The organism is Desertibaculum subflavum (genome assembly GCA_003576705.1).
In the GTDB taxonomy this organism is placed as follows: Bacteria; Pseudomonadota; Alphaproteobacteria; order Ferrovibrionales; family Ferrovibrionaceae; genus Desertibaculum; species Desertibaculum subflavum.
This window is the reverse complement of the sequence record QOZS01000004.1, coordinates 60701-85254: the sequence shown is the minus strand read 5'-3', so window position 1 is coordinate 85254 and position 24554 is coordinate 60701. Positions and strand designations below refer to the sequence as shown.

Annotated in this window: 21 protein-coding genes; 10 read left to right on the top strand and 11 right to left on the bottom strand. The window is 68.5% G+C overall.

The genetic code is table 11. From position 1 onward, the window contains the following. Together DT074_RS03395 and DT074_RS03390 are read right to left on the bottom strand one after the other, a co-directional pair. The gene (locus DT074_RS03395; RefSeq protein ID WP_119418397.1) at positions 1-2004 is read right to left on the bottom strand and encodes a MacB family efflux pump subunit; all 2004 of its coding nucleotides are present in this window, start codon (positions 2002-2004) and stop codon (positions 1-3) included. Next, on the bottom strand, positions 2001-3146 hold the full coding sequence (locus DT074_RS03390) for an efflux RND transporter periplasmic adaptor subunit (protein WP_119418396.1): 1146 nt from the start codon (positions 3144-3146) through the stop codon (positions 2001-2003). Before DT074_RS03390 ends, DT074_RS03395 begins: the two co-directional genes overlap by 4 nt. A 293-nt stretch (positions 3147-3439) precedes the next feature. Here DT074_RS03390 and DT074_RS03385 point away from each other — a divergent pair, with 293 nt between their 5' ends. The 6 genes from DT074_RS03385 to DT074_RS03360 all read left to right on the top strand — a co-directional run bounded on the left by DT074_RS03385 (position 3440) and on the right by DT074_RS03360 (position 9701). Then, positions 3440-4498 (top strand): TRAP transporter substrate-binding protein, encoded by a 1059-nt coding sequence (locus tag DT074_RS03385; RefSeq protein WP_119418395.1) that lies wholly within the window; start codon positions 3440-3442, stop codon positions 4496-4498. 85 nt (positions 4499-4583) lie between these two features. Next, positions 4584-5645 (top strand): TRAP transporter substrate-binding protein, encoded by a 1062-nt coding sequence (locus tag DT074_RS03380; protein ID WP_119418478.1) that lies wholly within the window; start codon positions 4584-4586, stop codon positions 5643-5645. 94 nt (positions 5646-5739) lie between these two features. Beyond that, a complete protein-coding gene (locus DT074_RS03375; protein ID WP_119418394.1) occupies positions 5740-6303 on the top strand; it encodes a TRAP transporter small permease subunit in 564 nt (187 codons plus the stop codon). A 15-nt stretch (positions 6304-6318) separates the two neighbouring features. Beyond that, positions 6319-7701, top strand: a complete 1383-nt coding sequence (locus DT074_RS03370) for a TRAP transporter large permease (protein WP_119418393.1) — start codon at positions 6319-6321, stop codon at positions 7699-7701. Between the two features lie 32 nt (positions 7702-7733). Then, positions 7734-8303, top strand: a complete 570-nt coding sequence (locus DT074_RS03365; protein ID WP_119418392.1) for a TRAP transporter small permease subunit — start codon at positions 7734-7736, stop codon at positions 8301-8303. 15 nt (positions 8304-8318) lie between these two features. Beyond that, complete coding sequence (locus DT074_RS03360) at positions 8319-9701, top strand: TRAP transporter large permease (RefSeq protein ID WP_119418391.1); 1383 nt, start codon at positions 8319-8321, stop codon at positions 9699-9701. Here DT074_RS03360 and DT074_RS03355 read toward each other — a convergent pair. Continuing rightward, positions 9698-10024, bottom strand: a complete 327-nt coding sequence (locus tag DT074_RS03355; RefSeq protein WP_368744402.1) for a YnfA family protein — start codon at positions 10022-10024, stop codon at positions 9698-9700. The genes DT074_RS03360 and DT074_RS03355 overlap by 4 nt on opposite strands. A 4-nt stretch (positions 10025-10028) precedes the next feature. Beyond that, positions 10029-10643 (bottom strand): glutathione S-transferase family protein, encoded by a 615-nt coding sequence (locus tag DT074_RS03350; RefSeq protein WP_119418389.1) that lies wholly within the window; start codon positions 10641-10643, stop codon positions 10029-10031. 71 nt (positions 10644-10714) lie between these two features. Between DT074_RS03350 and DT074_RS03345 the strand changes: the two genes are divergently transcribed. Beyond that, on the top strand, positions 10715-11866 hold the full coding sequence (locus DT074_RS03345) for a DSD1 family PLP-dependent enzyme (protein ID WP_119418388.1): 1152 nt from the start codon (positions 10715-10717) through the stop codon (positions 11864-11866). A gap of 11 nt (positions 11867-11877) precedes the next feature. On the opposite strand, the gene gltX is transcribed toward DT074_RS03345, so the two are convergent. Next, the gene (gene gltX, locus DT074_RS03340) at positions 11878-13278 is read right to left on the bottom strand and encodes a glutamate--tRNA ligase (protein WP_119418387.1); all 1401 of its coding nucleotides are present in this window, start codon (positions 13276-13278) and stop codon (positions 11878-11880) included. Positions 13279-13427: 149 nt separating this feature from the next. Between gltX and DT074_RS03335 the strand changes: the two genes are divergently transcribed. The 3 genes from DT074_RS03335 to DT074_RS03325 are packed head-to-tail and all read left to right on the top strand — an operon-like array spanning position 13428 to position 18979. Beyond that, positions 13428-15527, top strand: a complete 2100-nt coding sequence (locus tag DT074_RS03335) for a ComEC/Rec2 family competence protein (protein ID WP_119418386.1) — start codon at positions 13428-13430, stop codon at positions 15525-15527. Then, positions 15524-17800: a CHASE2 domain-containing protein gene (locus tag DT074_RS03330; RefSeq protein WP_119418385.1), complete on the top strand. Its 2277-nt coding sequence runs from the start codon at positions 15524-15526 to the stop codon at positions 17798-17800. The genes DT074_RS03335 and DT074_RS03330 overlap by 4 nt, the downstream gene beginning before the upstream one ends. After that, a complete protein-coding gene (locus DT074_RS03325) occupies positions 17801-18979 on the top strand; it encodes an acyl-CoA dehydrogenase family protein (RefSeq protein WP_119418384.1) in 1179 nt (392 codons plus the stop codon). Here DT074_RS03325 and ccmI read toward each other — a convergent pair. From ccmI to ccmD, 6 genes are read right to left on the bottom strand one after another with little or no spacing between them, the layout of a single operon-like run. Then, positions 18976-20793 carry a c-type cytochrome biogenesis protein CcmI gene (gene ccmI, locus DT074_RS03320; protein WP_119418383.1) on the bottom strand — a complete coding sequence of 606 codons (1818 nt, stop codon included), beginning with the start codon at positions 20791-20793 and terminating at the stop codon, positions 18976-18978. The genes DT074_RS03325 and ccmI overlap by 4 nt on opposite strands. 2 nt (positions 20794-20795) lie before the next feature. After that, on the bottom strand, positions 20796-21383 hold the full coding sequence (locus DT074_RS03315) for a cytochrome c-type biogenesis protein (protein ID WP_119418382.1): 588 nt from the start codon (positions 21381-21383) through the stop codon (positions 20796-20798). Beyond that, positions 21377-21931: a DsbE family thiol:disulfide interchange protein gene (locus tag DT074_RS03310; RefSeq protein ID WP_119418381.1), complete on the bottom strand. Its 555-nt coding sequence runs from the start codon at positions 21929-21931 to the stop codon at positions 21377-21379. Before DT074_RS03310 ends, DT074_RS03315 begins: the two co-directional genes overlap by 7 nt. Before the next feature lie 2 nt (positions 21932-21933). Next, entirely contained in the window at positions 21934-23916 is a 1983-nt protein-coding gene (locus tag DT074_RS03305) for a heme lyase CcmF/NrfE family subunit (RefSeq protein WP_119418380.1), read from the bottom strand. Further along, the gene (gene ccmE, locus DT074_RS03300; RefSeq protein ID WP_119418379.1) at positions 23913-24359 is read right to left on the bottom strand and encodes a cytochrome c maturation protein CcmE; all 447 of its coding nucleotides are present in this window, start codon (positions 24357-24359) and stop codon (positions 23913-23915) included. Before ccmE ends, DT074_RS03305 begins: the two co-directional genes overlap by 4 nt. Further along, positions 24356-24544: a heme exporter protein CcmD gene (gene ccmD, locus DT074_RS03295; protein ID WP_119418378.1), complete on the bottom strand. Its 189-nt coding sequence runs from the start codon at positions 24542-24544 to the stop codon at positions 24356-24358. Before ccmD ends, ccmE begins: the two co-directional genes overlap by 4 nt. Positions 24545-24554 lie beyond the last annotated feature (10 nt).

Here is a 24554-nt window from a genome sequence, read left to right as displayed (position 1 = left end):
TCACTCCGCGCCGAGCGCCACCACGGGATCGAGATTGGCCGCCTTGCGCGCCGGCAGATAGCCGAACACCAGACCAGTGGCGAAGGCGCAGCCGAAGGCGAGAGCCACCGGCCAGGCCTGGTAGGCGATCGACCAGCCGAACCGCTCCAGTGCCGCGGCGGCGCCGAGCCCGGCTGCGACGCCGACCAGGCCGCCGATGGCGCAGACGATGATCGCCTCGGTGTTGAACTGCAGCAGGATGTTGAGCTTGCGCGCGCCGGTCGCCATGCGGATGCCGATCTCGCGCGTCCGCTCGGTCACGCTGACCAGCATGATGTTCATCACGCCGATGCCGCCGACCAGGAGCGAGATGGCGGCGATGGAGCCGAGCAGCACGGTCAGTGTGTTCTGCGTCTGCATCGCGGTGTCGAGGATCGAGGCCATGTTGCGGATCTGGAAGTCCTCGGCCCGGTGCCGCGCGATCAGGGTGGCGCGCACCGCCTGCTGCACGGCATCCATCTCGGCCACATCGTCGACCTGGACTGTGATGCTGCGGACATGGCGCTGCCCGTGCAGGCGCAGCATGCCGGTGGAGAGCGGCACGAAGACCACGTCGTCCTGGTCGGCGCCCCAGGGGGTCGCGCCCTTCGGCGCCATCACCCCGATCACCTGGAACGGCACGTTGTTCAGCAGCGCATAGCGGCCGACCGGGTCGCTGCCATCGGGAAACAGGATGCGCGCGACGGTCTGGCCCAGCACCGCCACCGGGGCATAGCTCTGCTGGTCGGCCGCGGAGAAGAACACGCCGGACGCCACCGGCCAGTCGCGCGCCGCGGGGAAATCCGGCGAAGTGGAGGTCGCCTGGGTCTGATAGTCGTTGCCGCTGCCGCGCACGGTGACCGAGCTCTGATATTCCGGCACCGCATTGGCGACGCCGTCGAGCTCGGCGATGGCGCGGGCATCTTCCGGCACCAGGGTCGCGGTCACGCCGCTCGACATGCGCACATTGGGCGCGCCGGGCCGGACCAGCAGCAGGTTGGTGCCCATGGCCTGGATGCGCTGCATCACGTCGCGCTTGGCGCCGTCGCCGATCGCCAGCATGGCGACCACCGAGGCGACGCCGATGATGATGCCGAGCAGGGTCAGCGCGGTGCGCAGGATATTGGCGCGCAGCGAGCGCAGCGCCACCTTCCAGGCCTCCGTGATATCCGGCAGGGTCAGCGCCAGGCCGGTGGCACGGCCGCCCGCCTCCGGCAGCTGCGCGGCCGCAACCGGCCCCGGGCCGCTGTCGGCGACGATCTCGCCGTCCTTGATCTCGACGACCCGGTTGGCCCGGCGCGCCACGGCGGGATCGTGGGTGATCAGCAGGATGGTGTGGCCCCGGGCGTTCAGCTCTTCCAGCAGCTGCAGCACCTCTTCGCCGCTGCGACTGTCCAGCGCGCCGGTCGGCTCGTCGGCCAGGATCACCGCGCCGCCGTTCATCAGCGCCCGGGCAATGGACACGCGCTGCTGCTGGCCGCCGGACAGCTGGTTCGGCCGATGGTCCAGCCGCTCGCCGAGGCCGAGCGAGGCGAGCAGCGCGGCCGCCCGCGCCATCCGCTTCGCCCTGGGCAGGCCGGCATAGATCGCGGGCACCTCGACATTCTCTTCCGCCGTCGCGGTGCCGAGCAGGTTGTAGTGCTGGAAGATGAAGCCGAAGGCCTGGCGGCGCAGCAGGGCGCGCTCGTCGCTGTCGAGCTCGGCCACCTCGCGGCCGGCGAAGCGATAGCTGCCGGCGGTTGGCCGGTCGAGGCAGCCCAGGATGTTCATCAGGGTCGACTTGCCGGAGCCGGAGGCGCCCATGATGGCGACGAACTCGCCGGGCCAGACCGCAAGCGAGACGCCGCGCAGCGCCTGCACCTCGGCGGCGCCGCGGCTGAACGATTTGGCGATGTCGCTCAGCTCGATCAGCGGGCCGGAGGCGGCGGCCTGCGCTGCCGCGGCGCGGCGTGGGGCGGTCAGGGTCGGGAGGCTGAATTCGTTCACAGCCGCGGCATCCTTGGACGCTGGCCCGGCGCGGGCCGCTCGCCGCCGGGTTCCAGCACCACCTCGTCGCCGGCGGCGAGGCCGGATTTCACCTCGGCGACCAGCCGGCTGGTCACCCCCACCTCGACCTGGCGCTCCACCGGCACGCCTTCCTGCATCACCCGGGCCGTGAAGCGCTGGCCGCGGCTGCCGCGCTGGGGCTTCAAGGCCGCCATCGGCACCACCGGCACGCCGCGCGCCTCGCCCAGGATGAAGAACACCTGGGCGCTCATCTGCGGCAGCAGCTCGTGCCCGGGATTGGCCACGTCGAACAGCGCATTGTACAGCACCACGTTGTTCACCACGTCGGGCGTCGGCAGGATCTGGCGCAGCTTGCCCGACCAGCGCTTGCCCGGCTGTCCCAAGGTGGTGAAGTGGGCCGGCATGCCGAGCTTCAGCTTCGGCACGTCCGCTTCCGACACCTGGGTCCACACCGTCATGGTGTCCAGATCGGCGATGCGCAGGATGATCGGCGCCGTCTGGTTGGCGTTCAGGGTCTGGCCGCGGCGGGCGGTGATCGACACCACCGTGCCGGTCAGGGGCGCGTAGATCTTGGTATAGCGCAGGTTGGCCAGGTCGCCGTTCAGGGTCGATTGCGTCTGCTTGGCCTGCGCTTCCAGCGCCTGGATCTGCGCCGTCACCTGCTGCAGGGCGGCGGCTGCGATCTCATAGGCGTCCTCGCTGGTGGCCCGCGCCGCCAGCAGCTCCTTCTGGCGCTTCAGCTGGTTCTCCAGCAGCCGCCGCTGGGCCTGCTTCTCCAGCATCTGCGCCTGCAGGCCGAGCAGCTGCGCCTCGTCGGCATTGACCCGGGACTGGTAGACGGTGGGATCGATCTCGGCCAGCAGCTGGCCCTGCTCGACCTTGTCGCCGATCTCGACCTTGATGGTCTGCAGCTGGCCGGACACCTGGGTGCCGACATCGACATAGTTCTGCGGCTGCAGGGTGCCGAGCGCGGAGACGCTGTTCTCCACGTCGCCCATCACCACCGTCTGGGTCGGCAATGCGGTGACGGCCTCGCCGGGCGCGGCCCACCAGCGCCAAGCGCCAAAGGCGCCCGCGCCGAGGACGAGGGCGATCAGAAGAACGACAACGAGGCGACGCATCACGGCAAATTCAGACGATCCGATCGGGCAGGCCGAACTTCAGAGCGGCCTGGCAGGGGGATGCTCCGTGCCCGGCGCTTCGACATTACTCCAACATCTTACGGCCCGGGGCGGGGATTCCTGCGCGCAGCGGGAGGGGCGGCGCCGGGTTCCTGGCCGTCGCGGATATTGCGGTTGTGATGCGCCGGGCCAATCGATAATCTGCGCCGCACAGGGAAAAGAAAGTACCGCCGCGACAAGCGCACGGCGGACAGGTGGCTTTGCGTTCGTAATTCAAACTGGGAGGGCAAGACATGCCAGGGACACGTGCGATGTATCGCGCGGGCGCCATAGCGCTCGCGACAGTATTTGCGTTCTCGTCCGGAGCGGCTTTGGCGCAGGACAAGAAGGTCCGCGTCTCCATGCAGAGCGCGTTCGCCTCATCGCTTTCGGTGCTCGGCCCGGCGGCTCAGCACTATACCAAGACAGTCACCCGCGCGACCGGCGGGTCAGTCGATGTCAAATTCTTCGAGCCCGGCTCGCTGGTGCCGCCCTCGCAGCATTTTGATGCCGTCGCAGCAGGTTCGTTGGACGCCGCCTGGGCGACGCCCGGCTACTGGACCGGCAAGGACATCGCCTTCGCTGTCTATTCCACCATTCCGTTCGGCCCGGGCCTCGGCGAGTACATCGCCTGGATGAAGCATGCGGGCGGCGAGAAGATGATGCAGGAGCTGTACAAGAAGTACGGCATCCACTCGATGGTCTGCGGCATCATCTCGCCGGAGGCCTCCGGCTGGTTCCGCAAGGAGATCAAGTCGCCGGAGGACCTCAAGGGACTGAAGATGCGTTTCTTCGGCCTCGGCGCCAATGTCATGCAGAAGCTCGGCGTCTCGACCCAGCTGTTGCAGGCGGGCGAGATCTTCCAGGCCCTGCAACTCGGTACGATCGACGCGACCGAATTCTCCATGCCGTCGATGGACCTGTCGCTCGGCTTCTACCAGGTGGCGAAGCACTACTACTTCCCGGGCTGGCATCAGCAGGCGACCTTCAGCGACGTGATGTGGTCGCAGAAGAAGTGGGGCGAGCTTTCCGACCTGCAGAAGGACCAGGTCGACATCGCCTGCGAAGCGACATTGAACTGGGAACTCGGTCTCAGCGAGAATTCGCAATTCGCGGCGCTGAACGAGCTGAAGAAGAAGGGCGTCACCATCCACCGGTGGTCGCCGGAAATGCTGAAGACCTTCGAGAAGGCGTGGATCGAGGTGGCGAACGAGCAGCGTGAGAAGAGCCCGGAATTCAAGAAGGCTTTCGATCACCTGCAGAAGTTCCGTGCCGACTACGCGATCTGGAAGGACATCGGGTATCTGCAGTAGGCGTCGAAGGGGACGATAGCGGGCGGCCTGCCATTCGGCGCCGACGGGGTGGGCCGCCCGACGATCGATGGGGAGCAAGCGCAAAATGAGTGCAGGACGCGTGGTGCGTGGTGCCGTCGCCGGCGCCGTGTTCGGGTTGGCGACGTTCGGTTTGGGGGCTGGCGCGGAGGCGCAGGACAAGAAAGTCCGAGTTCAGTTCCAAAGCAACTTCAACTCGACCCTTCCGGTCATCGGGCAAGCCGCGAAATATGCGGCCGAGATGATCGAGAAGACATCCGGCGGAACGATCAACGTCCGCTACAACGAGCCCGGCGCCCTGGTGCCGCCCGGCCAGTCGTTCGACGCGGTGGCCGCGGGTTCGCTCGATGCCGCCTGGGCGACGCCCGGCTTCTGGACCGGCAAGGATATCGCCTTCGCGCTCTACGCCTCGGTGCCGTTCGGCCCCAATGCGGGCGAATACCTCGCCTGGATGAAGTGGGGCGGCGGCGAGAAGTTGATGCAGGAGCTGTACAAGAAGTACAAAATCCACTCGATCCTCTGTGGCATGATCCCTCCGGAAGCGTCCGGCTGGTTCCGCAAGGAGATCAAGTCGCTCGACGACCTGAAGGGGCTGAAGATGCGCTTCTTCGGGCTCGGCGCCATCGTGATGCAGAAGCTTGGCGTGTCGACCCAGCTCCTGCAGGCGGGCGAGATCTTCCAGGCGCTGCAGCTCGGCACCATCGACGCGACCGAGTTCTCGATGCCGGCCTCCGACCTGCAGCTCGGCTTTTATCAAGTGGCCAAGCACTACTACTTCCCCGGTTGGCACCAGCAATCGACGTTCAGCGACCTGATGTGGTCCGAGACGAAATGGAATGAGCTCTCGGCGACGCAGAAGGTGCAGGCCCAGGCCGCCTGCGATTCGGCACTGATGTACGAGTTCAGCCTCGGCGAGGCGGAGCAGTTCAAGGCGATGCGGGAGATCCAGGCCAAAGGGGTCACCATCCATCGCTGGCCGGATGACGTGTTGAAGCAGTTCGAGAAGGCCTGGCTCGAAGTGGTGGAGGAGACGAAGGCCAAGAGCCCGGAATTCGCCAAAGGCTGGGCGTCGTATTCAAAGTTCCGCGCCGACTATGCGATCTGGCGCGAGAACGGCTACCTGAAGTGAGAATGTAACGAGGGGGAGGCGCAGCGAGACCGGCCGGCGTGGAATCTCGCCACGCCGGCCGCGTCCGCGGCTCAGGCTGCATGAAGGGGGTACGATGCGCGGCTTACTGGCGCTGAGCCAAGGTATCGATCGGGCACTCGAGGCCGCCGCCCGCGCGACCGGGTGGCTGTTTCTGGTGCTTATCGGTCTGATCTTTTTCGACGTCGTCACCCGCAAGGCGGGCTTTCAGTTGCCGCTGTTCGGCTCCACGCGCCTGCAGGAGCTCGAATGGCACGTGCATGCCGTCCTGTTCATGGGCTGGATCGGCTACTGCTATGTGCGCAATGTCCATGTCAGGATCGATGTCTTCATCGCCGGCCTGAGCCCGCGCGCGCAGGCCTGGCTCGAGATCGCCGGCATCTTCCTCTTCGCGGTGCCGTATTGTTTGGTGACGATTCACTACTCGTACGACTTCTTCCTCACCTCATTCCTCCAGAACGAATCCTCGGACGCGCCGAACGGTCTTGCCTATCGCTGGATCATCAAGTTCTTCCTGTTCGTCGCATTGGTCGGTGTGCTGCTCAGCGTGATCTCGGTCTTTCTCCGCAAACTCGTCTTCCTGATGGGACCTGCCGATCTCGCGCGAGAGGCACAGGGCCCTACATCCCGGCACCAGTAGCGGAGGAGATCGGTCATGTGGGATTGGCTTGCCGATCACCTCTCGGTGGTCATGTTCGCGGCGCTCACCTTCATCATGTTCTGCGGCTATCCGGTCGCCTATGTGCTGGGCGGCGTCGGGCTCGGCTTCGGCGCACTCGGCATCTTGCTCGACGTGTTCCAGCCGGTGCAGTTCTTCAACATCATCCCGCGCATCTGGGGCCAGGCGGTGCAGAACGGCGTACTCATCGCGGTGCCGATGTTCATCTTCATGGGCACCATGCTGGAACGCTCCGGCGTGGCGGACGAGCTGCTGAAGGCGCTGCAGGTCCTGACGCGGCGGATTCCCGGCGGGCTCGCCATGTCGGTCACCATCATGGGCACCATCATGGCGGCGACCACCGGCATCGTCGGCGCCTCGGTCATCATGCTGACCCTGATCGCGCTGCCCCCGATGCTGGCTGCCGGCTATTCGAAGGAGCTCTCGGTCGGCACCATCGCCTCGGCCGGCACGCTCGGCATCCTGATTCCGCCCTCGATCATGCTGGTGATCATGGCGGACCTGATGTCGCTCTCGGTCGGCACCTTGTTCACCGCGGCGATCGTGCCCGGCGTCCTGATGTCGCTGATCTTCTTGATCTATATCGGCATCTTCGCGTTCTTGAGGCCGCAGAGCGCGCCGCCGCTGCACGAGGATATCGGACCCAAGACCACGCCCGAATTCCTGCGCATGATCTTCAAGAGCTTCCTGCCGCCGGCCTTTCTCATCGTGGTGGTGCTGGGCTCGATCTTCGGCGGCTTCGCCACGCCGACCGAGGCGGGCGGCATGGGCTCGATCGGCGCGATGCTGCTCGCTTGGTGGAACAAGCGGCTCAATTGGAAGACGATCCGCGAGGTGATCGACAGCGCGGCGCTGACCAACGGGCTGGTGTTCTTCATCGTGTTCGGCGCGACGCTGTTCTCCTACGTGTTCCGTGCGCTCGGCGGCGACGACGTGGTGGCCGAATTACTCAAGGCCATGGGCATCAACACCGGATGGGAGACCCTGATCTTCGTCATGGTGCTGGTGTTCCTGATGGGCTTTTTCTTCGACTGGCTGGAGATCTGCCTGATCGTGATGCCGATCTTCGCGCCGATCCTGAAGGTCATCGACTTTGAGCCGCACATTGATGAAAACAGGCATTTCCTGGCTTGGTTCGTGGTGCTGGTGGCAGTCAATCTGCAGTCGGCCTTTCTGACGCCGCCATTCGGCTTCGCGCTGTTCTACATGAAGGGAACCGTACCGCCCTCGGTCACCATGCAGCACATCTACCGCGGCATCATTCCTTTCGTCGCCTTGCAGATGACCACGGTGGCGGTGTGCATGATCTGGCCCGAAATCATCCTGTGGCTGCCGCGGTACGTCGGCTTCCTCGACTGAGGCTGGGGCCGCACTGACAGAAGCGGGCCGACATGCGTCGACTGCTGGCACTGAGCCGCGGCATCGACGCCATGCTGGCGAAGATCGCGGACTGGAGCGGCTGGTTCATGCTGGTGCTGATGACGGTGATCATCGCCGACGTCATCACCCGCAAGGCCGGCTTCCAGTTCCCGTATTTCACCTCGACCCGGCTGCAGGAGCTGGAATGGCACCTGCACACGATCATCTTCTGCGGCTGGATGGGCTACAACTACGTGATCAACGCGCATCCGCGCGTCGATTCGATGACCGCCGACTTCGACATGCGCCGCAAGGCCTGGATCGAGGTGATCGGCTGCCTGATCTTCGCCTTCCCCTATTGCTACGTCTGCGTCTACTACGCGATACCCTTCCTGGCCACCGCCTACGAAATCGGTGAATCCTCCGACGCGCCGAACGGCCTGCCGTTCCGCTGGGTGCTGAAGGGCATCTTCGTCGCCGGCATCGTGCTGATCCCGCTCGGCGTGCTCAGCATGTTCATCAAGTCCTGCGTCTTTCTGTTCGGCGGCGCGGCGGCGCGCGAGGTGACGTTGCCGCTCGACAACGCCCGCATCGACGTCTGATCGGCGGGACAGCCGATGCTGGACTGGCTCGCCGAACATCTCGCGCTGATCATGTTCATCGCGATGTTCATCGTCATCTTCTGCGGCTATCCGGTCGCCTTCGTGCTCGGTGGTACCGGATTGTTCTTCGGCCTGCTCGGCTGGTCGCTCGGCGTGTTCCCGATTCAGGGGTTGACCAACATCGTGCTGCGCATGTGGGGCGGCGTCGCGGTCGATCCCGTCCTGACTTCGATCCCGATGTTCATCCTGATGGGCACGGTGCTGGAGCGCAGCGGGTCGGCCAAGGACATGCTGATGGCGACGCAGATCCTGCTCAAGCGCGTGCCCGGCGCGCTCGCGGTCGCCGTCATGGTGATGGGCACCATCTTGGCGGCGCCGATCGGCGTGGTCGGCGCCTCGGTGGTGCTGCTGTCGCTGATCGCGCTGCCGCAGATGCTGGGGCGGGGCTACGACGTCCGACTGTCGATCGGGACCATCGCGTCCGCCGGCACACTCGGCATCCTGATCCCGCCCTCGATCATGATCGTGGTGATGGGCGAGATGCTGTCGACCTCGGCTGGCGCGCTGTTCGCCGCGGCGACCATCCCGGGCTTCGTGCTCTCCGGCCTCTACCTCGCCTACATCGTCGGCTATTCCATGCTGAAGCCCGAGGTGGCGCCGCCCTTGCCGCCGGAGGCCCTGACCCAGACGCGGACCGAGTTCTGGCGCGAGATGTGGCACGGCCTGTTCCCCATGACCTTCCTCATGGTCGTCGTGCTCGGCGCCATCTTCGCCGGTTTCGCCACCGCGACGGAAAGCGCCGGCGTCGGCGTGCTCGGCTCGCTGCTGATCGCGTGGATGAACGGCTGCCTCAACTGGCGCATGGTGCAGGACGCGATCCGTAACGCCTGCCGCGCCAATGGCCTGGTGTTCCTGATCTTCCTCGGCGCCACCGGATTCTCCTACGTGTTCCGCGTGCTCGGCGGCGACGAGCTGATGCTGAGCACCTTGGCCGGCTTCGGCATCGACACCAAATGGGAGATCCTGATCTTCGTGATGGTGCTGATCTTCCTGCTCGGCTTTCCGTTCGAGTGGATCGAGATCTGCCTGATCGTGCTGCCGGTGTTCTATCCGATCCTGGCCAGGCTCGACTTTTCCGACCATATCGGCCAGGCGAACTGGTTCATGCCGTGGTTCGCGACGCTGGTCGCGGTCAACCTGCAGACCGCCTTCATGACACCGCCCTTCGGCGCCACGCTGTTTTACATGCGCGGCACCGTGCCGCCCGGCGTCACCATGACCGACGTCTATCGCGGCATGACGCCGTTCGTCATCCTGCAGGTGGTCGGGCTGATTCTCTGCCTTTGGTTCCCCGGCCTCTCGCTCTGGCTGCCGCGCGTCACTGGCCTCCTGGATTAGGCGCTGCGCGGGGCCCACAGGATTACACCGGCGCCGACCAGGCAGATGGCGGCGCCGGCAAGGTCGTAGCGGTCCGGGCGGAAGCCCTCCACCGCCCAGAGCCAGACCAGCGAGGCGGCGATGTAGACCCCGCCATAGGCGGCAAAGGCGCGGCCCGCCGCCGTGCTCTCGGCCAGCGTAAGCAGCCAAGCAAACAGCATCAGCGAGGCGATGCCAGGAACCAGCCACCAGACCGGCTTGCCGAGCCGCATCCAGGCCCAGAAGGCGAAGCAGCCGGCGATCTCCGCCGTGGCCGCGCCGGCGAAGACCAGGGCTGACCGCACGGTGTCAGGCCTTGGGCTTGGTGTCGGCGAAGGCGGGCAGCGCGTCGGCCAGCCTGACCAGCGCTTCCAGGCGCGGCCAGGCGCCCTTCTCGACCACGCCGGGCAGCATGCGGCCGAGAAAGTCGAAGCCGACGACAGCGGTGACATCCGCCTGGTTCGGCTTGGCGCCGCCGAACCATGTGCGGTCGCCCAGCATGCGCTCCAGCGCCGCGAGGCCGTCCTTGACCTGGCCGTCGAGCTGGTCGCGCCACGGCGCGTGGATCAGCTCTTTCGGCCGCTTGGTGCGCTCGTAGACCGCGGCGACGCCCTTCTCCAGCACGCCGAGGCCGAGCCCGACCGCCTGCAGCGCCTGGCGCCGCGGCTTGCCGGCTGCCGGCAGCAGGGCGCGCGATGGGCCGGCCATCTCGTCGACATGGTCGAGGATGGCATTCGAATCGACCAGAACTTCGCCATCGTCCAGCACCAGGGCGGGGACGCGGCCGAGCGGGTTGAGCTTCTTCACCTCGGCCAGGTCGTCGACGGTCGACAGCGCCCGGTGCTCATAGCTCAGCCCGGCGAGCTGGAGCGAAACCGCCACGCGGCGGACAAAGGGCGAGAGGTAGCGGCCGATCAGGATCACGTTGCAGGCTCCCCAGGGTTGCGGCGGTGGAGCTTGCCCCAACATGCCCGCTCCGCCTAGCCTCCGCCCCCATGTTCGATCCCGCCCGCCACCCGAATGCCGCCCTGATCGGCCAGGCCGATGCCAGGGTCCGCCTCGCCACGCCCGCGCTTTTGATCGACCTGCCGGCGCTGGAGCGCAACATTGCCGCCATGGCGGCCTTCGTGGCCGCGCGCGGCCGCGGCGTCCGGCCGCATTTCAAGACCCATAAGTCGGTCGAGATCGCCCGCCGGCAGGTCGCCGCGGGCGCCCGCGGCATCTGCTGCGCGACGATTGCGGAGGCCGAGGTGCTGGCCCGCGCCGGCATCCCTGGCATCCTGCTCTGCACGCCGATCGCCACCGTCCAGCGGCTGCGCCGGTTGGAAGCCCTGCTCGCCGCTGGCGCCGATCTGACGGTGACGGCCGACAATCCCGCCGCCGCGCCCGCGCTGGCCGAAATCGGGCGCAGGCTCGGCCGGCCGGTGCGTGTGCTGGTGGACTACGCGCTCGGCAACCAGCGCACCGGCGTCGCCGATGCCGCGCATGCCTTCGCGCTGGCCGGCGATCTCACCGCGCATGACGGCATCCGCTTCCGAGGGATCCAGGCCTATGCCGGGCCGCTGCAGCATGTCGCGACCTACGAGGAGCGTGAGGCGCAGGGCCTGAAGCTGCATGCCGAGCTGAAGGCCGCCGTCGACGGCCTCGCCGAGCGCGGATTGAAATGCGAGCTGGTCACCGGCGGCGGCACCGGCAGCCATTTCATCGACACGCTACCGGACTCGCCGTTCACCGAGATCCAGGCCGGCTCCTACATCTTCATGGATGTCGATTACGACCGCTGCCGGCTCCGCCCCGGCAGCAATGCGCAGCCCTTCGAGCCGGCGCTCTTCGTGCGCGCCACGGTGATCACCGCCAACCACCCCGATATCGCCACCACGGATGCCGGCCTGAAGCGCTTCGCCACCGACGGGCCGGTGCCGCGCCTCTATCGCGGCGCGCCGGAAGGCGCCACCTATCGCCCCTGGGGCGACGAGTTCGGCCGCATCGACCTGCCGAAGGGCGCGAAGCCGCTCGCGGTCGGCGACGCGGTCGAATGCCTGACGCCGCATTGCGACCCGACCGTCAACCTCTACGACGAGTTCCACGTCATGGACGGCGACAAGCTGGTCGCCCTCTGGCCGGTCGATGCGCGCGGGTTGATCTAGAGCCGAGGGGTCTACTTCGCCGCGTCCTGCAGGCGGCCGAGGCTCTCGTCGCGTCCCAGCGCCGCCAGCACGTCGAAGATCGGCGGCGAGACGGTGCGGCCGGTCAGCGCGGCACGCAGCGGCTGCGCCACCTTGCCGAGCTTCAGGCCCTTGGCCTCCACCAGCGCGCGGATCGCCGCCTCGGTCGCCGGCGCGGTCCAGTCGGTCACCGGGTTGAGCGCATCGTGGATGGCGCCGACCAGATCGGCGCCGGCCTCCTGCAGCAGCTTCGCCGCGCCCGCATCCGGCTGCAGCGGCCGGTGCTCGGCCAGGAACAGAGCGGCCTGCGCCAGGTCCTGCAGGGTCTTGGCGCGTTCCTTCAACGGCGCCATCAGGGCGAGCAGCCGGTCCGGCGTCGCCGCCGGCAGGTGGCCGCCGGCCAGCGCGGCGAGCCGCGGGATCACCATCTCGACCAGGCGCGCGTTGTCGGCCTGGCGGATATAGACGCCGTTCAGATGCGCGAGCTTGTCGAAGTCGAAGCGCGACGGCGAACGCCCGACATGGTCGAGCCCGAACCATTCGATCGCCTGCTCGGTCGAGATCACCTCGTCGTCGCCATGTGACCAGCCGAGGCGCAGCAGGTAGTTCCGCATCGCCTCCGGCAGATAGCCCATATCGCGATAGGCATCGACGCCGAGCGCGCCGTGCCGCTTGGAAAGCTTGGCGCCGTCCGGCCCGTGGATCAGCGGGATATGGGCGAATTCGGGCAGCGCGAAGCCGGCGGCCAGGTAGAGTTGGGTCTGCCGGAACGCGTTGGTCAGGTGGTCGTCGCCGCGGATGACATGGGTGATGCCCATGTCGTGGTCGTCAACCACGACGGAGAAATTATAGGTCGGCGTGCCGTCGGCGCGCAGGATGACGAGATCGTCGAGCTCCTGGTTCGCCACCGTCACCTCGCCCTGCACCAGGTCGTCGATCGTGGTCGAGCCTTCGCGCGGCGCCTTGAAGCGGATGACGGGCTGCACGCCGGCCGGCGCGTCCTTCGGATCGCGGTCGCGCCAGATGCCGTCATAACGCCAGACCTTGCCGGCGGCCTTGGCCTCGGCGCGCTTCGCCTCCAGCTCTTCCGGCGTGCAGTAGCAGCGATAGGCCTGCCCGTTGGCGAGCATCGCGCGCGCCACCTCGGCATGGCGGGCCATGCGCGCGAACTGGAAGACGACTTCATCGTCCCAGTCGAGGCCGAGCCACTTCAGCCCGTCGAAGATCGCGTCGATCGCCGCCTCGGTCGAGCGCGCGCGATCGGTATCCTCGATGCGCAGCCGGAAGGTGCCGCCGTGATGGCGGGCGAACAGCCAGTTGAACAGGGCCGTGCGGCCGCCCCCGATATGGAGGAAGCCGGTGGGCGAGGGGGCGAAACGGACGACGACGGACATTTAGAAAGTCTAAGCTGTGGAAGGAGGACAACGGGCGCTCCTCTAGCACAGGCAAGCGGATCGGACAGCAAGGCGTGACCTGGGGGCATCGAGCAGCGGCCGCGACGAAAGCGACGCTGCTCTGGGCCCACGGGGTTCGCGCTTCGTTCATGCCGCCCGCGCTGGCCGAGCGGCTGGCGGCCGAGCGCGAGCGCTGGGCGCTGTGGATGCCGGTCGCCATCGGTCTCGGCATCGGCCTCTACTTTGCACTGCCGAGCGAGCCGCCGCGGCAGGTCGGGCTGGTGCTCGCGGGCCTGTGCGCGGTGGTGGCCTGGCTCGGCCGCGCGCGATCCTGGCTGCTGGTGCCGGCGCTGGCCGGCACCTTGATCGCCGCCGGACTCTGTCTCGCGACCTGGCGCACCGACCGGGTCGCGGCGCCGGTGCTCGCCGAACGCGTCGGCCCCGCCACGGTGATCGGTCGTGTGGTCGATACCGACCGGACCGAGCGCGGCTTTCGCGTCACGCTCGATCACGTCTCGATCTGGCGCCACGATCCGGCTGACACGCCGGCGCGCGCCCGCATTACCCTGAAGCCGGGCGAGGCGGCGCCGGCGATCGGCGCCTGGATCCGGTTGCGCGCCGTGCTGTCGCCGCCCGGCGCACCCTATGAGCCCGGCGGGTTCGACTTCGCCCGCTATGCCTTCTATCGCCAGCTCGGCGGTCTCGGCTTTGCGGTGAGCGAGGTCCGTGCCGCGCGGCCGATGGCCACGCCCGGCTTCGAGCCGATCCTGATGCTGCGTCGCTGGCAGGCCGACCTGACCGACCGCATCGAACGCGCGCTGCCCGGCCCCGCCGGCGCCATCGCCGCCGCGCTGATGACCGGCGAGCGGAGCGGCATCCCCGACGAGGTCAACACGGCGATGCAGCTTTCGGGCCTCGCGCATCTGCTCTCGATCTCCGGCCTGCATCTCGCGCTGGTCGCCGGCATCCTGTTCTTCGGAACCCGCTTCGCGCTCGCCGCCATCGAATGGGTGGCGCTGCGCTGGCCGATCAAGAAGATCGCCGCGGCGGCCGCGCTCGCCGGCGCCTTCGCCTATATGCTGGTCTCCGGCGCCGCGGTGCCGACCCAGCGCGCCTTCCTGATGACGGCCGTCGTGCTGATCGCGGTCATGCTGGACCGCTCCGCGCTCTCCATGCGCCTGGTCGCGCTGGCCGCGCTGGTGGTCCTGGTGGTGCAGCCGGATGCGTTGCTGGAAGCGAGCTTCCAGATGTCCTTCGCCGCCGTGGTGGCACTGATCGCCGCCTTCGAGCATGCCGCGCCCTGGCTCGCCGCGCGCCGCCGCCGCGCCGGGTGGCTCGCCAAGGCGAGTTTCTGGATCGGCGGCATCGCCCTCACCTCGCTGATCGCCGGCACCGCCTCCGGCCTCTACGCGCTCTGGCATTTCAACCGCTTCGTCCACTATGGCGTGATCGCCAATCTGATCGTCGATCCCTTGACCGCGTTCTGGATCATGCCGCTCGCGGTCATTGCCTTTGTGCTGATGCCGTTCGGCCTCGAGCATCTCGCTCTCACGCCGATGGGATGGGGCATCGAGGCGCTGCTCTGGGTGGCGCAATGGATCGCCGGCTGGCCGCTCGCCTCGACCAGCTATGCCGCCTTGCCGCTCTGGTCGCTGCTGGCGATGACGGCGGGCGGGCTATGGCTCTGTATCTGGCGCACCGGCTGGCGCTGGTGGGGCCTGGCCGGGCTGGTTGCCGCACTGGTCCCACTCGGCTGGCCTGACCGGCCGGACATCCGCATCGACGGCTCGGGCCGCGTGGTTGCCCTGCGCGGAGGCGAAGGTGACCTGCTCGTTTCCAGCGGCCGGGCGGGCCGCGCCGTCACCACCGCCTGGGCGCGGCGCGACGGGGAGGTGCCGCGAACCACATTTCCGAGACAGGGGCCGAGCGCCGACGGCCGCCTGCGCTGCGATGCGACGGCCTGCCTCTGGCGCTACGACGGCTGGCTGGTGGCGCTGCCGCGCGGCCCTGCGGACGTGGACGAGGATTGCCGCCGCGCCGATCTGGTCATCGCCACCTTCCCGGTCGAGGGCCGCTGCGCCGCCGCGCGGCATGTGATCGACCGCGCCGATCTGGCGCGTGAGGGGGCGCATGCCATTCGTTTACGATCGGACGGCACGCTCGACCTGAGGACGGTCAATCGCGAGCGCGGCCGTCGGCCCTGGACCGGCGCCCAAGAGAATACGGAGAAGGATCCGGACGAACCATGATGCGGGGGCTGAAGCGCCACTTCGCGACCACGATCCTGCCGGCGCTGGTCCTGGTGCTGGCGCTGACCTGGCGCCAGTCCGATCCCGGCGACCTGATCGAGCGCGTGCGCCAGGGCGTGTTCGACCAGTACCAGCGGCTCGCCCCGCGCGTTTACCAGGACGTGCCGGTGCGCATCGTCGACATCGACGACGAGACCTTGGCCCGCACCGGCCAGCAATGGCCCTGGCCGCGCACCGTCGTCGCGGAGCTGGTGGCGAACCTCGCCAATGCCGGCGCCGCCGTCATCGCCTTCGACATCGTCTTCGCCGAGCCCGACCGCACCAGCCCGGCCGGCATGCTGAAGCTGTGGTCCGGCCTCGCCGACGGGAAGCAGCTTGCACCGGCGCTCGCACAGGTGCCGGACCATGATGCCGTGCTGGCCGATGTCATCGCCCAGTCCGGCAATGTCGTCACCGGCTTCGTGCTGAAGACCGATCCCGGCGGGACGCCGCCCGGCACGCGCGCCTCGGTCGCCTTCGGCGGCGACGACCCGCGCCTCTTCCTGCACTGCTTCGAAGGCTCGGTCGTGAATTTGGCCCCGCTGGAGAAGGCCGCGGCCGGCAACGGCACCTTCAGCTTCAGCCCCGGCACCGAACTGGTGGTGCGGCGCATTCCGCTGCTCCTCGCCTACAATCCGGAGCGGCACGGCTGTACCTCCGGGCCATTGGAAAAGAGCCAGTTCCAGCCAGCCTTGTCGACGGAGGCGCTGCGCGTCGCGCAAGGCGCCAAGACCTACCGCATCAAGTCCTCCGGCAGCAGCGGCGAGCTTGCCTTCGGCGAGCGCACCGGCGTGGTCAGCGTCAATATCGGCCAGACCTTCGTGCCGACCGACCGGTTCGGCCAGATCATCCTGCATTTCACGCCGCCGGTGGCGCGGCGCTACGTGCCGGCCTGGAAGGTGCTGCAGCCCGATTACGACGGCAAGGAGGTGGAAGGCGCCATCGTTCTGATCGGCACCTCGGCCTCGGGCCTGCGCGATCTCAGGCCCTCGCCGCTCAACCCAGCGATGCCGGGGGTTGAGGCGCATGCCAATGCGCTGGAGCAGATGCTGCTCGAGCATTATCTCGACCGCCCCGATTGGGCCGACGGGGTCGAATGGCTGTTCGTGCTGGTGCTCGGCATCGTCACCATTGCGCTGCTCGGCACCGCCGGCGCGCTCGCCTCCGCCGTGGTCGGCGCCACCGCCATCATCGGCACTTTCGCGATCTCGTGGTTCGCCTATATCGAATGGCGCTGGCTGTTCGATCCGGTCACGCCGGGCTTTGCCGCCTTCGCCGTCTATCTCTCCGGCTCGCTGACCGGCTATCTCCGCACCGAGGCGGAGAAGCGCCAGGTGCGCGCCGCCTTCGGCCAGTATCTCTCGCCGGCGGTGGTGGAGCAGATCGCCGAGCATCCCGAGCTGTTGCGGCTCGGCGGGCAGACCCGCGACATGACCATCTTGTTCTCCGACATCCGCGGCTTCACCACCATATCGGAGCGGTTCAAGAGCAATCCGCAAGGGCTGACCCATCTGATCAACCGCTTCCTGACGCCGATGACCAACATCATCGAGGCGCAGGGCGGCACCATCGACAAGTATATCGGCGACTGCATCATGGCGTTCTGGAACGCCCCGCTCGACGATCCGGCGCATGCCGCCAATGCCTGCGACACCGCGCTTGCCATGCTGGCGCGCCTCGCCGCGTTGAACGACGAGCTGGAGGCGGAGGCCAGGGCCGAGGGGCGCATCCATGCGCCGCTCAATGTCGGCATCGGCCTCAACACCGGCGACGTGGTGGTCGGGAACATGGGTTCGGAAAAGCGGCTCAGCTACACCGTGATGGGCGACGCCGTGAACCTCGCTTCGCGCCTCGAGGGCCAGTCGAAGACCTATGGCGTCGCCATCGTGATCGGCGAGCGGACGCGCGCGCTCGCGCCCGATCATGCCCATCTCGAGCTCGACCGGATCGCCGTCAAAGGCAAGCAGGAGGCGGTGACGATCTACACCGTGCTGGGCGGGCCCGAGATGCGCGCGAGCGACGCTTTCCGGGCCCTGGCCGAGGAGCACGGCCATGCCATCGCCGCCTATCGCGCGCAGGACTGGCCGACGGCGCGCCGCGCCATCTCGCGTGCGCGGGCGATGGAGCCGCGCCTGCTCGAGCTCTATGATCTCTATGAAGAGCGCATCATGCATTTCGAGGCGAACCCGCCGGCTGCCGGCTGGGACGGGGTCTTCGTCGCGACCGAGAAGTGAGTGGCCGAAAAGAAAGTCGGGGAGATGAACCGCAATCGCACCATGCTGAGCGCCGCCGAGCGCAACCTCGTCGCCGCGGCGGAAGAATTCGGGCGGACCGAAGTCGCGTCGAATGCCAACCGGTGGGAGCGCGAACGGCGCCAGCCGCTGGAGGCGATCCGCAAGGCGGCGACGCTCGGCCTCGTGCGCATCCAGGTGCCCGTGCAGCAGGGCGGCCTCGGCTTCTCCTTCGCCTGCAAGATGCACGTGGCGGAGGTGCTGTCGCGCCACGACATGGCCTTCGCCTTCGCGCTGATCAACACGCATAACTCGGCCGAGCGGCTGGCCAAGACCGGCCCGGCGAGCCCGCGCGAACGCCTTCTGCCGCGCCTGCTGAGCGGAGAGATCCTGGGCTGCGCCGGCCTGACCGAGCCCGGCGCCGGCAGCGACTTTGCCGCCATTGCGACGCAGGCAAGGCGCGTCGATGGCGGCTGGGTGCTGAACGGCGAGAAGGCCTGGATCACCAACGCCGCCAATGCCGAGGTGATCGTCACCTATGCGCAGACCGATCCCGCCAAGGGCTGGCGCGGCATCGCCAGCTTCATCGTCGAGGCCTCCAAGCCCGGCTTCGAGCGCCGCCCCGCCTTCGAGCTCGCCGGCGCACATGCGATCGGCGCCGGCGGCTTCGTGCTGAAGGACTATTTCGTTGCCGATGCCGATGTGCAGTACGGCCCGGGCGAGGCCTTCAAGCATGCGCTCGGCGGCATCAACGGCGCCCGCACCTATGTCGCCGCGATGGCCTGCGGCATGCTCGAGGAGAGCCTGCGCCTGGCGATCCGCCACGGTGAGGCGCGGCGGACCTTCGGCCAGAAGCTGATCGAGCATCAGGGCTGGCGCTGGAAGCTCGCCGATGCCGCGACCGACCTGGAGGCCGCGCGCCTGCTCTGCGACCGCGCCGCGGCGCTGATCGACGGCGAGGCCGATGCGGTGCTGGCCGCGGCGCAGGCGAAGAAGTTCGCCTCCGAGATGATCGTGCCGCGCCTCGCCGATTGCATGCAGGCGATGGGCGCGGAGGGGCTCAAGGACATCTACCCGATCGGCCGTCACATCCTCTGCGGCCGCGTCGCCAATTATGTCGACGGCTCGACCGAGATCCAGAACGACCGTATCGGCGCGCTGTTGACGAAGGAATATAGTTAGCGCTTCCTCGCGCGCTCGATCGCTTCCTTGACCTGCGCCGCCTCTGCGCTGCCGGGATCGAGCTTGCCGAGCAGGCGCTCCCAATAGACCAGCGCGACGTCGCGGCGGCCGGCCTGCAGCTCCGACACGCCGACATACCAGAGCGCGTCGAGGTTCTCCGGCGCCAGCGCCAGCACCTTGCGGAAGATCGCATCCGCCTCGGGCGGGATCGGGCCGATGGAGCCTTCGTCGTCCAGCACCGCGCCGGCATGGTCGATCAGCAGCTCGACATCGTTCGGCTTCAGCTTCAGTGCCTCGGCGAAGGCGGCGCGCGCCTGCTTCGGCTGGCCCAGCATTGCCCGTGCCTGACCGAGACGGGTCCAGCCCTCCGCGTCGCCCGGCTCGGCCTTGAGGCGCGTCTCTAGACGTTCGACCAGCCGCGTCATCTCCGCCCGCTGCCCGGCGGAGAGCGGGTCGCGCGGCGCGGGCGGGGGCGGGGCCGCGCCGGTCGCCAGCGCCTCGGCCCGCGCCCAGGCATCCTTCGCCTTCGCCGGTTCGTTCAGCACCTCGTAGGAGCGGGCGAGGCGCACCCAGCCCTCGCGGTCGTTCGGGTTCTCCTGCAACCGCGCCGCCAGGCTGTCGACCATGCCGCGGATCATCGCCTGGCGCTCTTCCGGCGCCATCTTGGCGGCGGCCTGCATCTGCTCCTGGCTCGGCCCGCGCGGTGGCGCGGCGGGCGGCGCCTTCGCGGCCGCTTCGGCTTTCGTTCGCGCGTCCTTCGCTTTCTCGGCCTCGCCCAGCACCTCGTAGGAGCGGGCGAGCCTCGCCCAGCCCTCGGCGTCGTTCGGGTTGTCCTTCAGCCGCTCGGCCAGGCTCTCCACCATGCCGCGGATCATCGCGTTGCGGTCCTCGGCCGACATGCCGGCCGCCGCCTGCATCTGCTCCGGCGTCGGTCCGCGTGGCGCCGGCGATGGCGGCAGCGCCTCGGCGAGATCGATTTTCAGCGCCGCCGCCGCTTCGCGAAGCCGCGCCTGCAGCGCCGGTTGCCAGGGTGCGTCGGGCGCGCTGTCGGCGGCCAGCGCCTTCCAGCCGTCGAAGGCGGCGCGCATGTCGCCCGCCTGGCCGCGTGCCAAGGCGAGGTAGTAGCGCGCGCCGGGATGTTTCGGGTCGAGTTTCAGCAGGACCTCGAAAGCTTCCGCCGCCTTCGGCGTGACGACGCCCTGCGCCGCATAGACCTGGCTTTCCGCCGCGCCCATGCGGGCATCGATGTGCTCCGGCGCGATCTCGGCGGCGCGCGCATAGGCCCTGGCCGCATCGTCGAAGCGCTCGGTCTGCATGTAGGAGCGGCCGAGCAGCATCCAGCCCTGCAGGTCGTTCGGATTCTCCTTCAGCCGGTCAGCGAGCTTCGCCGCCATCTCGGCGATGTTGCCGGCCTCGCTTCGCGCCGCGACTTCCGCTTGCGGCAGCGCGCGGCTCGCCAGCGGCTGCGCCGGAATCGCCGGCTGGCCGAGCTTGAGATAGAGCGCGACGGCACCGATCGGCACGGCGACCGCGACGGCCAGTGCGGTGGTGGCGGCGGCGCGGGGGATCGCGCGCGTCTCGCGCTCGTCGCCGGCCCGGAGCAGCCGGCGCTCGATCTCGCGCTTCGCCGCCTCGGCCTCGGCAGGCCCGAGATTGCCGCGCGCGCGCTCGGTCTCGATCTCCTTCAACTGGTCGCGATAGACCTCGATATCGTGGCGTGCGCGGGCCGCGCCGGCCGCGGGCGGCTTCAGGAGCGGCCAGAGCAGCAGCGCCAGCACCGCGGCGGTGATAAGGCCGAGCAGGATCCAGAGCATCGCTAGTCCGAAACCAGCCGGTCGAGCCGCGCCCGCTCTTCCGCCGTCAGCGGCGGCGGCGCCTCGGCCTTGGCGGCGGTCGCCAGGCGGCGGTAGTAGACGGCGACGCCGATACCGGCCAAGCCCAGCAGGGCGAACGGCCCGATCCACAAGGCCGCGGTGCGCGCATTGAACGGCGGCTTCAGCAGCACCCAGTCGCCATAGCGCGCCACGACATAGTCCTGCACCTTGGCATCGCTGTCGCCGGCCTCGATGCGCTCGCGCACAATGCGGCGCAGATCCTTGGCCAGCGGCGCGTTGGAATCCTCGATCGACTGGTTCTGGCAGACCAGGCAGCGCAGCGACTTGGCAATCTCGCGCGCGCGCAGCTCCTGGGCCGGATCCGGCAGCGGTTCGTCGACGCCGATGGCGAAGGCGGGCGCGGCGAGCAGAAGGAGAGCGAGAAACGCGCCCTTGAACCCTCCCCCGGCCGAAGGACGGGGGAGGGCTGGGTGGGGGTTAGGCCGCCCGCGCCGGCGTCGGCGGCAAACCCCCTCCCGGCCTCCCCCGTCTGGCGACGGGGGAGGAGAGGAAAACAACCGCCTCAGCATGACCGGCTCGTCTTTCCGGTGCGCTTCAGGTCGCGCAGCATGGGCAGGATCTTCTCATCCAGCATCTCGCGCGTGACGACCGAGATGTACTTGCACATGATGGTGCCGTCGCCCGCGACCACGAAAGTTTCCGGCGCGCCGTAGACGCCCCAGTCGATGGCGACGCGCCCGGAGATGTCGGCGCCGGTGCGCGTATAGGGATCGCCGAAGGTCTCCAGCCAGCGCGACGCCGCCTGCGGCTGGTCCTTCCAGTTCAGGCCATGAATTGGCACTTCCTTCGTCTTCGCAAGCTCGACCCAGACCGGATGCTCGATCCGGCATGGTGCGCACCAGGAGGCGAAGACATTGACCAGCGACGGCTCGCCCTTCGTCAGATCGGCCGTCGAAAGGCCCGCATTCCGCCCCTGGACCGGCGGCAGCTCGAAGGCCGGCACCGGCTTGCCGATCAGCGCCGAAGGGATATCGCGCGGGCGCAGGCTCAGTCCGGCATAGAGCGCGCCGGCGATCAACGCGAAGACCAGCAGCGGCAGCAGGACCTTGAGGCGCATGCTCACTCCGCCGGCGCCGCCGCGGCCTGGGCGCGCTGGCGCGACGGTGCGCCGACGCGGTGGCGGCGATCGGTCAGGCTGACCACGCCGCCCGCCGCCATCGCCACGGCACCGAGCCAGATCCAGATGACGAGCGGCTTCCAGTAGAGCCGCGCGGCATAGCCGCCCTTGCCGTCCGGCTCGCCGATCACGACATAGAGATCGCCGGCGAGCGTGCTTTCGATCGCCGCCTCGGTCGTGTCCATCGGCGGCTGCGGGAAGCGGCGCGTCTCCGGCTGCAGCACATAGAGATGCTGGCCGCCTTTCGCGACGGCGAAGCTGCCCTGCAGCGCGGTGTAGTTCGGCCCGCGCATCTGGCGCGCGCCCTCGAAGGTGAGCGTGTAGCTGCCGACATCCACCTTGTCGCCCGGCTTCAGGATGGTCAGCACCTCGCGCTGCCAGGCGGAGGAGGCGGTGATGCCGAGCACCGTCAGGGCGATGCCAAGATGGGCGAGGCTCATGCCATAGGCGGCGCGCGGCAGGTTCAGCGCGCGGTTCAGGCTGTCGCGCAGCGCGACGCGGCCGAGGCCCACGCGCTCCGCCCATTCGACGATCACGCCGACCGTCACCCAGGCGAACAGGCCGAGCCCGAGCAAGGCCAGCACCGGCCCGTCCGCAAGCCACCACCAGCCGGCCAGCACGGCGATCGCCGCCGCCGCGAAGGCGAATTTCAGCCGCTGTAGCGCGCCGGCCAGATCGCCGCGCTTCCAGGCCAGCAGCGGCCCGACCGCCATGGCGACCACCAGCGGCGTCATCAGGGGCACGAACACCGCGTTGAAGAAGGGCGGGCCGACCGAGACCTTCTCAGCCGTGATCGCGTCGAGGAACAGCGGATAGAGCGTGCCGAGCAGCACGCTCCCCGTCGCCGTGGCGAGCAAGAGGTTGTTCAGCACCAGCGCGCCTTCGCGGCTCATCGGCGCGAACAGGCCGCCCGCCTTCAGCTCGCCGGCGCGGAAGGAGTACAGCGCCAGCGAGCCGCCGACCACCAGGCAGAGGAAGATCAGAATGAACACGCCGCGCGCCGGGTCGGTGGCGAAGGCGTGCACCGAGGTGAGCACGCCGGAGCGCACCAGGAAGGTGCCGAGCAGCGACAGCGAGAAGGCGATGATGGCGAGCAGGATGGTCCAGCTCTTCAGCGCGTCGCGCTTCTCGGCGACGATCGCCGAATGCAAGAGCGCGGTGGCGGCCAGCCACGGCATGAAGGAGGCGTTCTCGACCGGGTCCCAGAACCACCAGCCGCCCCAGCCGAGCTCGTAATAGGCCCAGTACGAGCCAAGGGCGATGCCGAGCGTCAGGAAGCACCAGGCGACCAGGGTCCAGGGGCGCACCCAGCGGGCCCAGGCCGGGTCGACCCGGCCCTCGATCAGCGCGGCGACGGCAAACGAGAACGCCACCGAGAGGCCGACATAGCCGAGATAGAGCAGCGGCGGATGGAAGGCGAGGCCGGGATCCTGCAGCAGCGGGTTCAGCCCGTTGCCGTCGACCGGCGCCGGATCGAGGCGCAGGAACGGGTTCGAGGTGAGCAGGATGAACAGCAGGAAGCCGATGCCGATCATGCCCTGCACCGACAGGATGCGGGCGCGCAGGCTCATCGGCAGGTTGCCGCCGAACACGGCGACGGCGGCGCCGAACAGCGCCAGGATGGTCACCCAGAGCAAGAGCGAGCCCTCGTGATTGCCCCAGACGCCGGCGACCTTGTAGAGCATCGGCTTCAGGGAGTGCGAGTTCTGCGCCACGTTGACGACCGAGAAGTCGGAGCCGACGAAGGCGACGGTCAGCATGGCGAAGGCGATCAGAGCGAGCGCCGCCTGCGCCAGCGCCGCCGTGCGCCCCAGTGCCATCCAGGCGACATTGCCGGTCCAGGCGCCGACCAGCGGCAGCGTCGATTGCACCAGCGCCACCGCCAGCGCCAGCACGAGGGCGAAATGGCCGAGCTCGGCGGTCACTGTTTCTGACCCTCGCCTGGTTTCCAGTGGTCCTGCTTCTTCAAGGCGCTGGCCACCTCGGGCGGCATGTAGTTCTCGTCATGCTTGGCCAGGATCTCGTCGGCGACGAACTGGCCGCCGGAATCCAGCTTGCCATGCGCCACCACGCCCTGGCCTTCGCGGAACAGGTCGGGCAGCAGGCCGGTATAGACCACACGCAGGGTGTTGGCGGTGTCGGTGACGCGGAACTCGGTCGTCAGCCCGTCGCGCTTCACGCTGTCCGCCTCGACCAGCCCGCCGATGCGGATGCGCTGGTTCGGGGCAACGCCTTTCTCGACGATGTCGGTCGGGCTGTAGAAGAAGACCAGGTTCTCCCGGAACGCGAGCAGGACCAAAGTGGTCGCCACCGCCAGCACGGCGACGCCCGCCCCCAGCATATAGAGCCGCCGCCGCTTCCGGGTCATGGCCGCTCCTCGCCACCGCGCCGCGGCCGCGCGGGCCGCTCGCGCTCCGCCTGGCGCTCGGCCTGGCGCATGCCGCGATAGGAGGCGATGGCGAGCCCGGCCAGCACCGCGGCGGCGATGCCATAGGCCGGCCAGACATAGGCTGCATAGCCGCCCATCTGCAGGAAGGTCCGGAAGCTCTCCATGATGCTATCG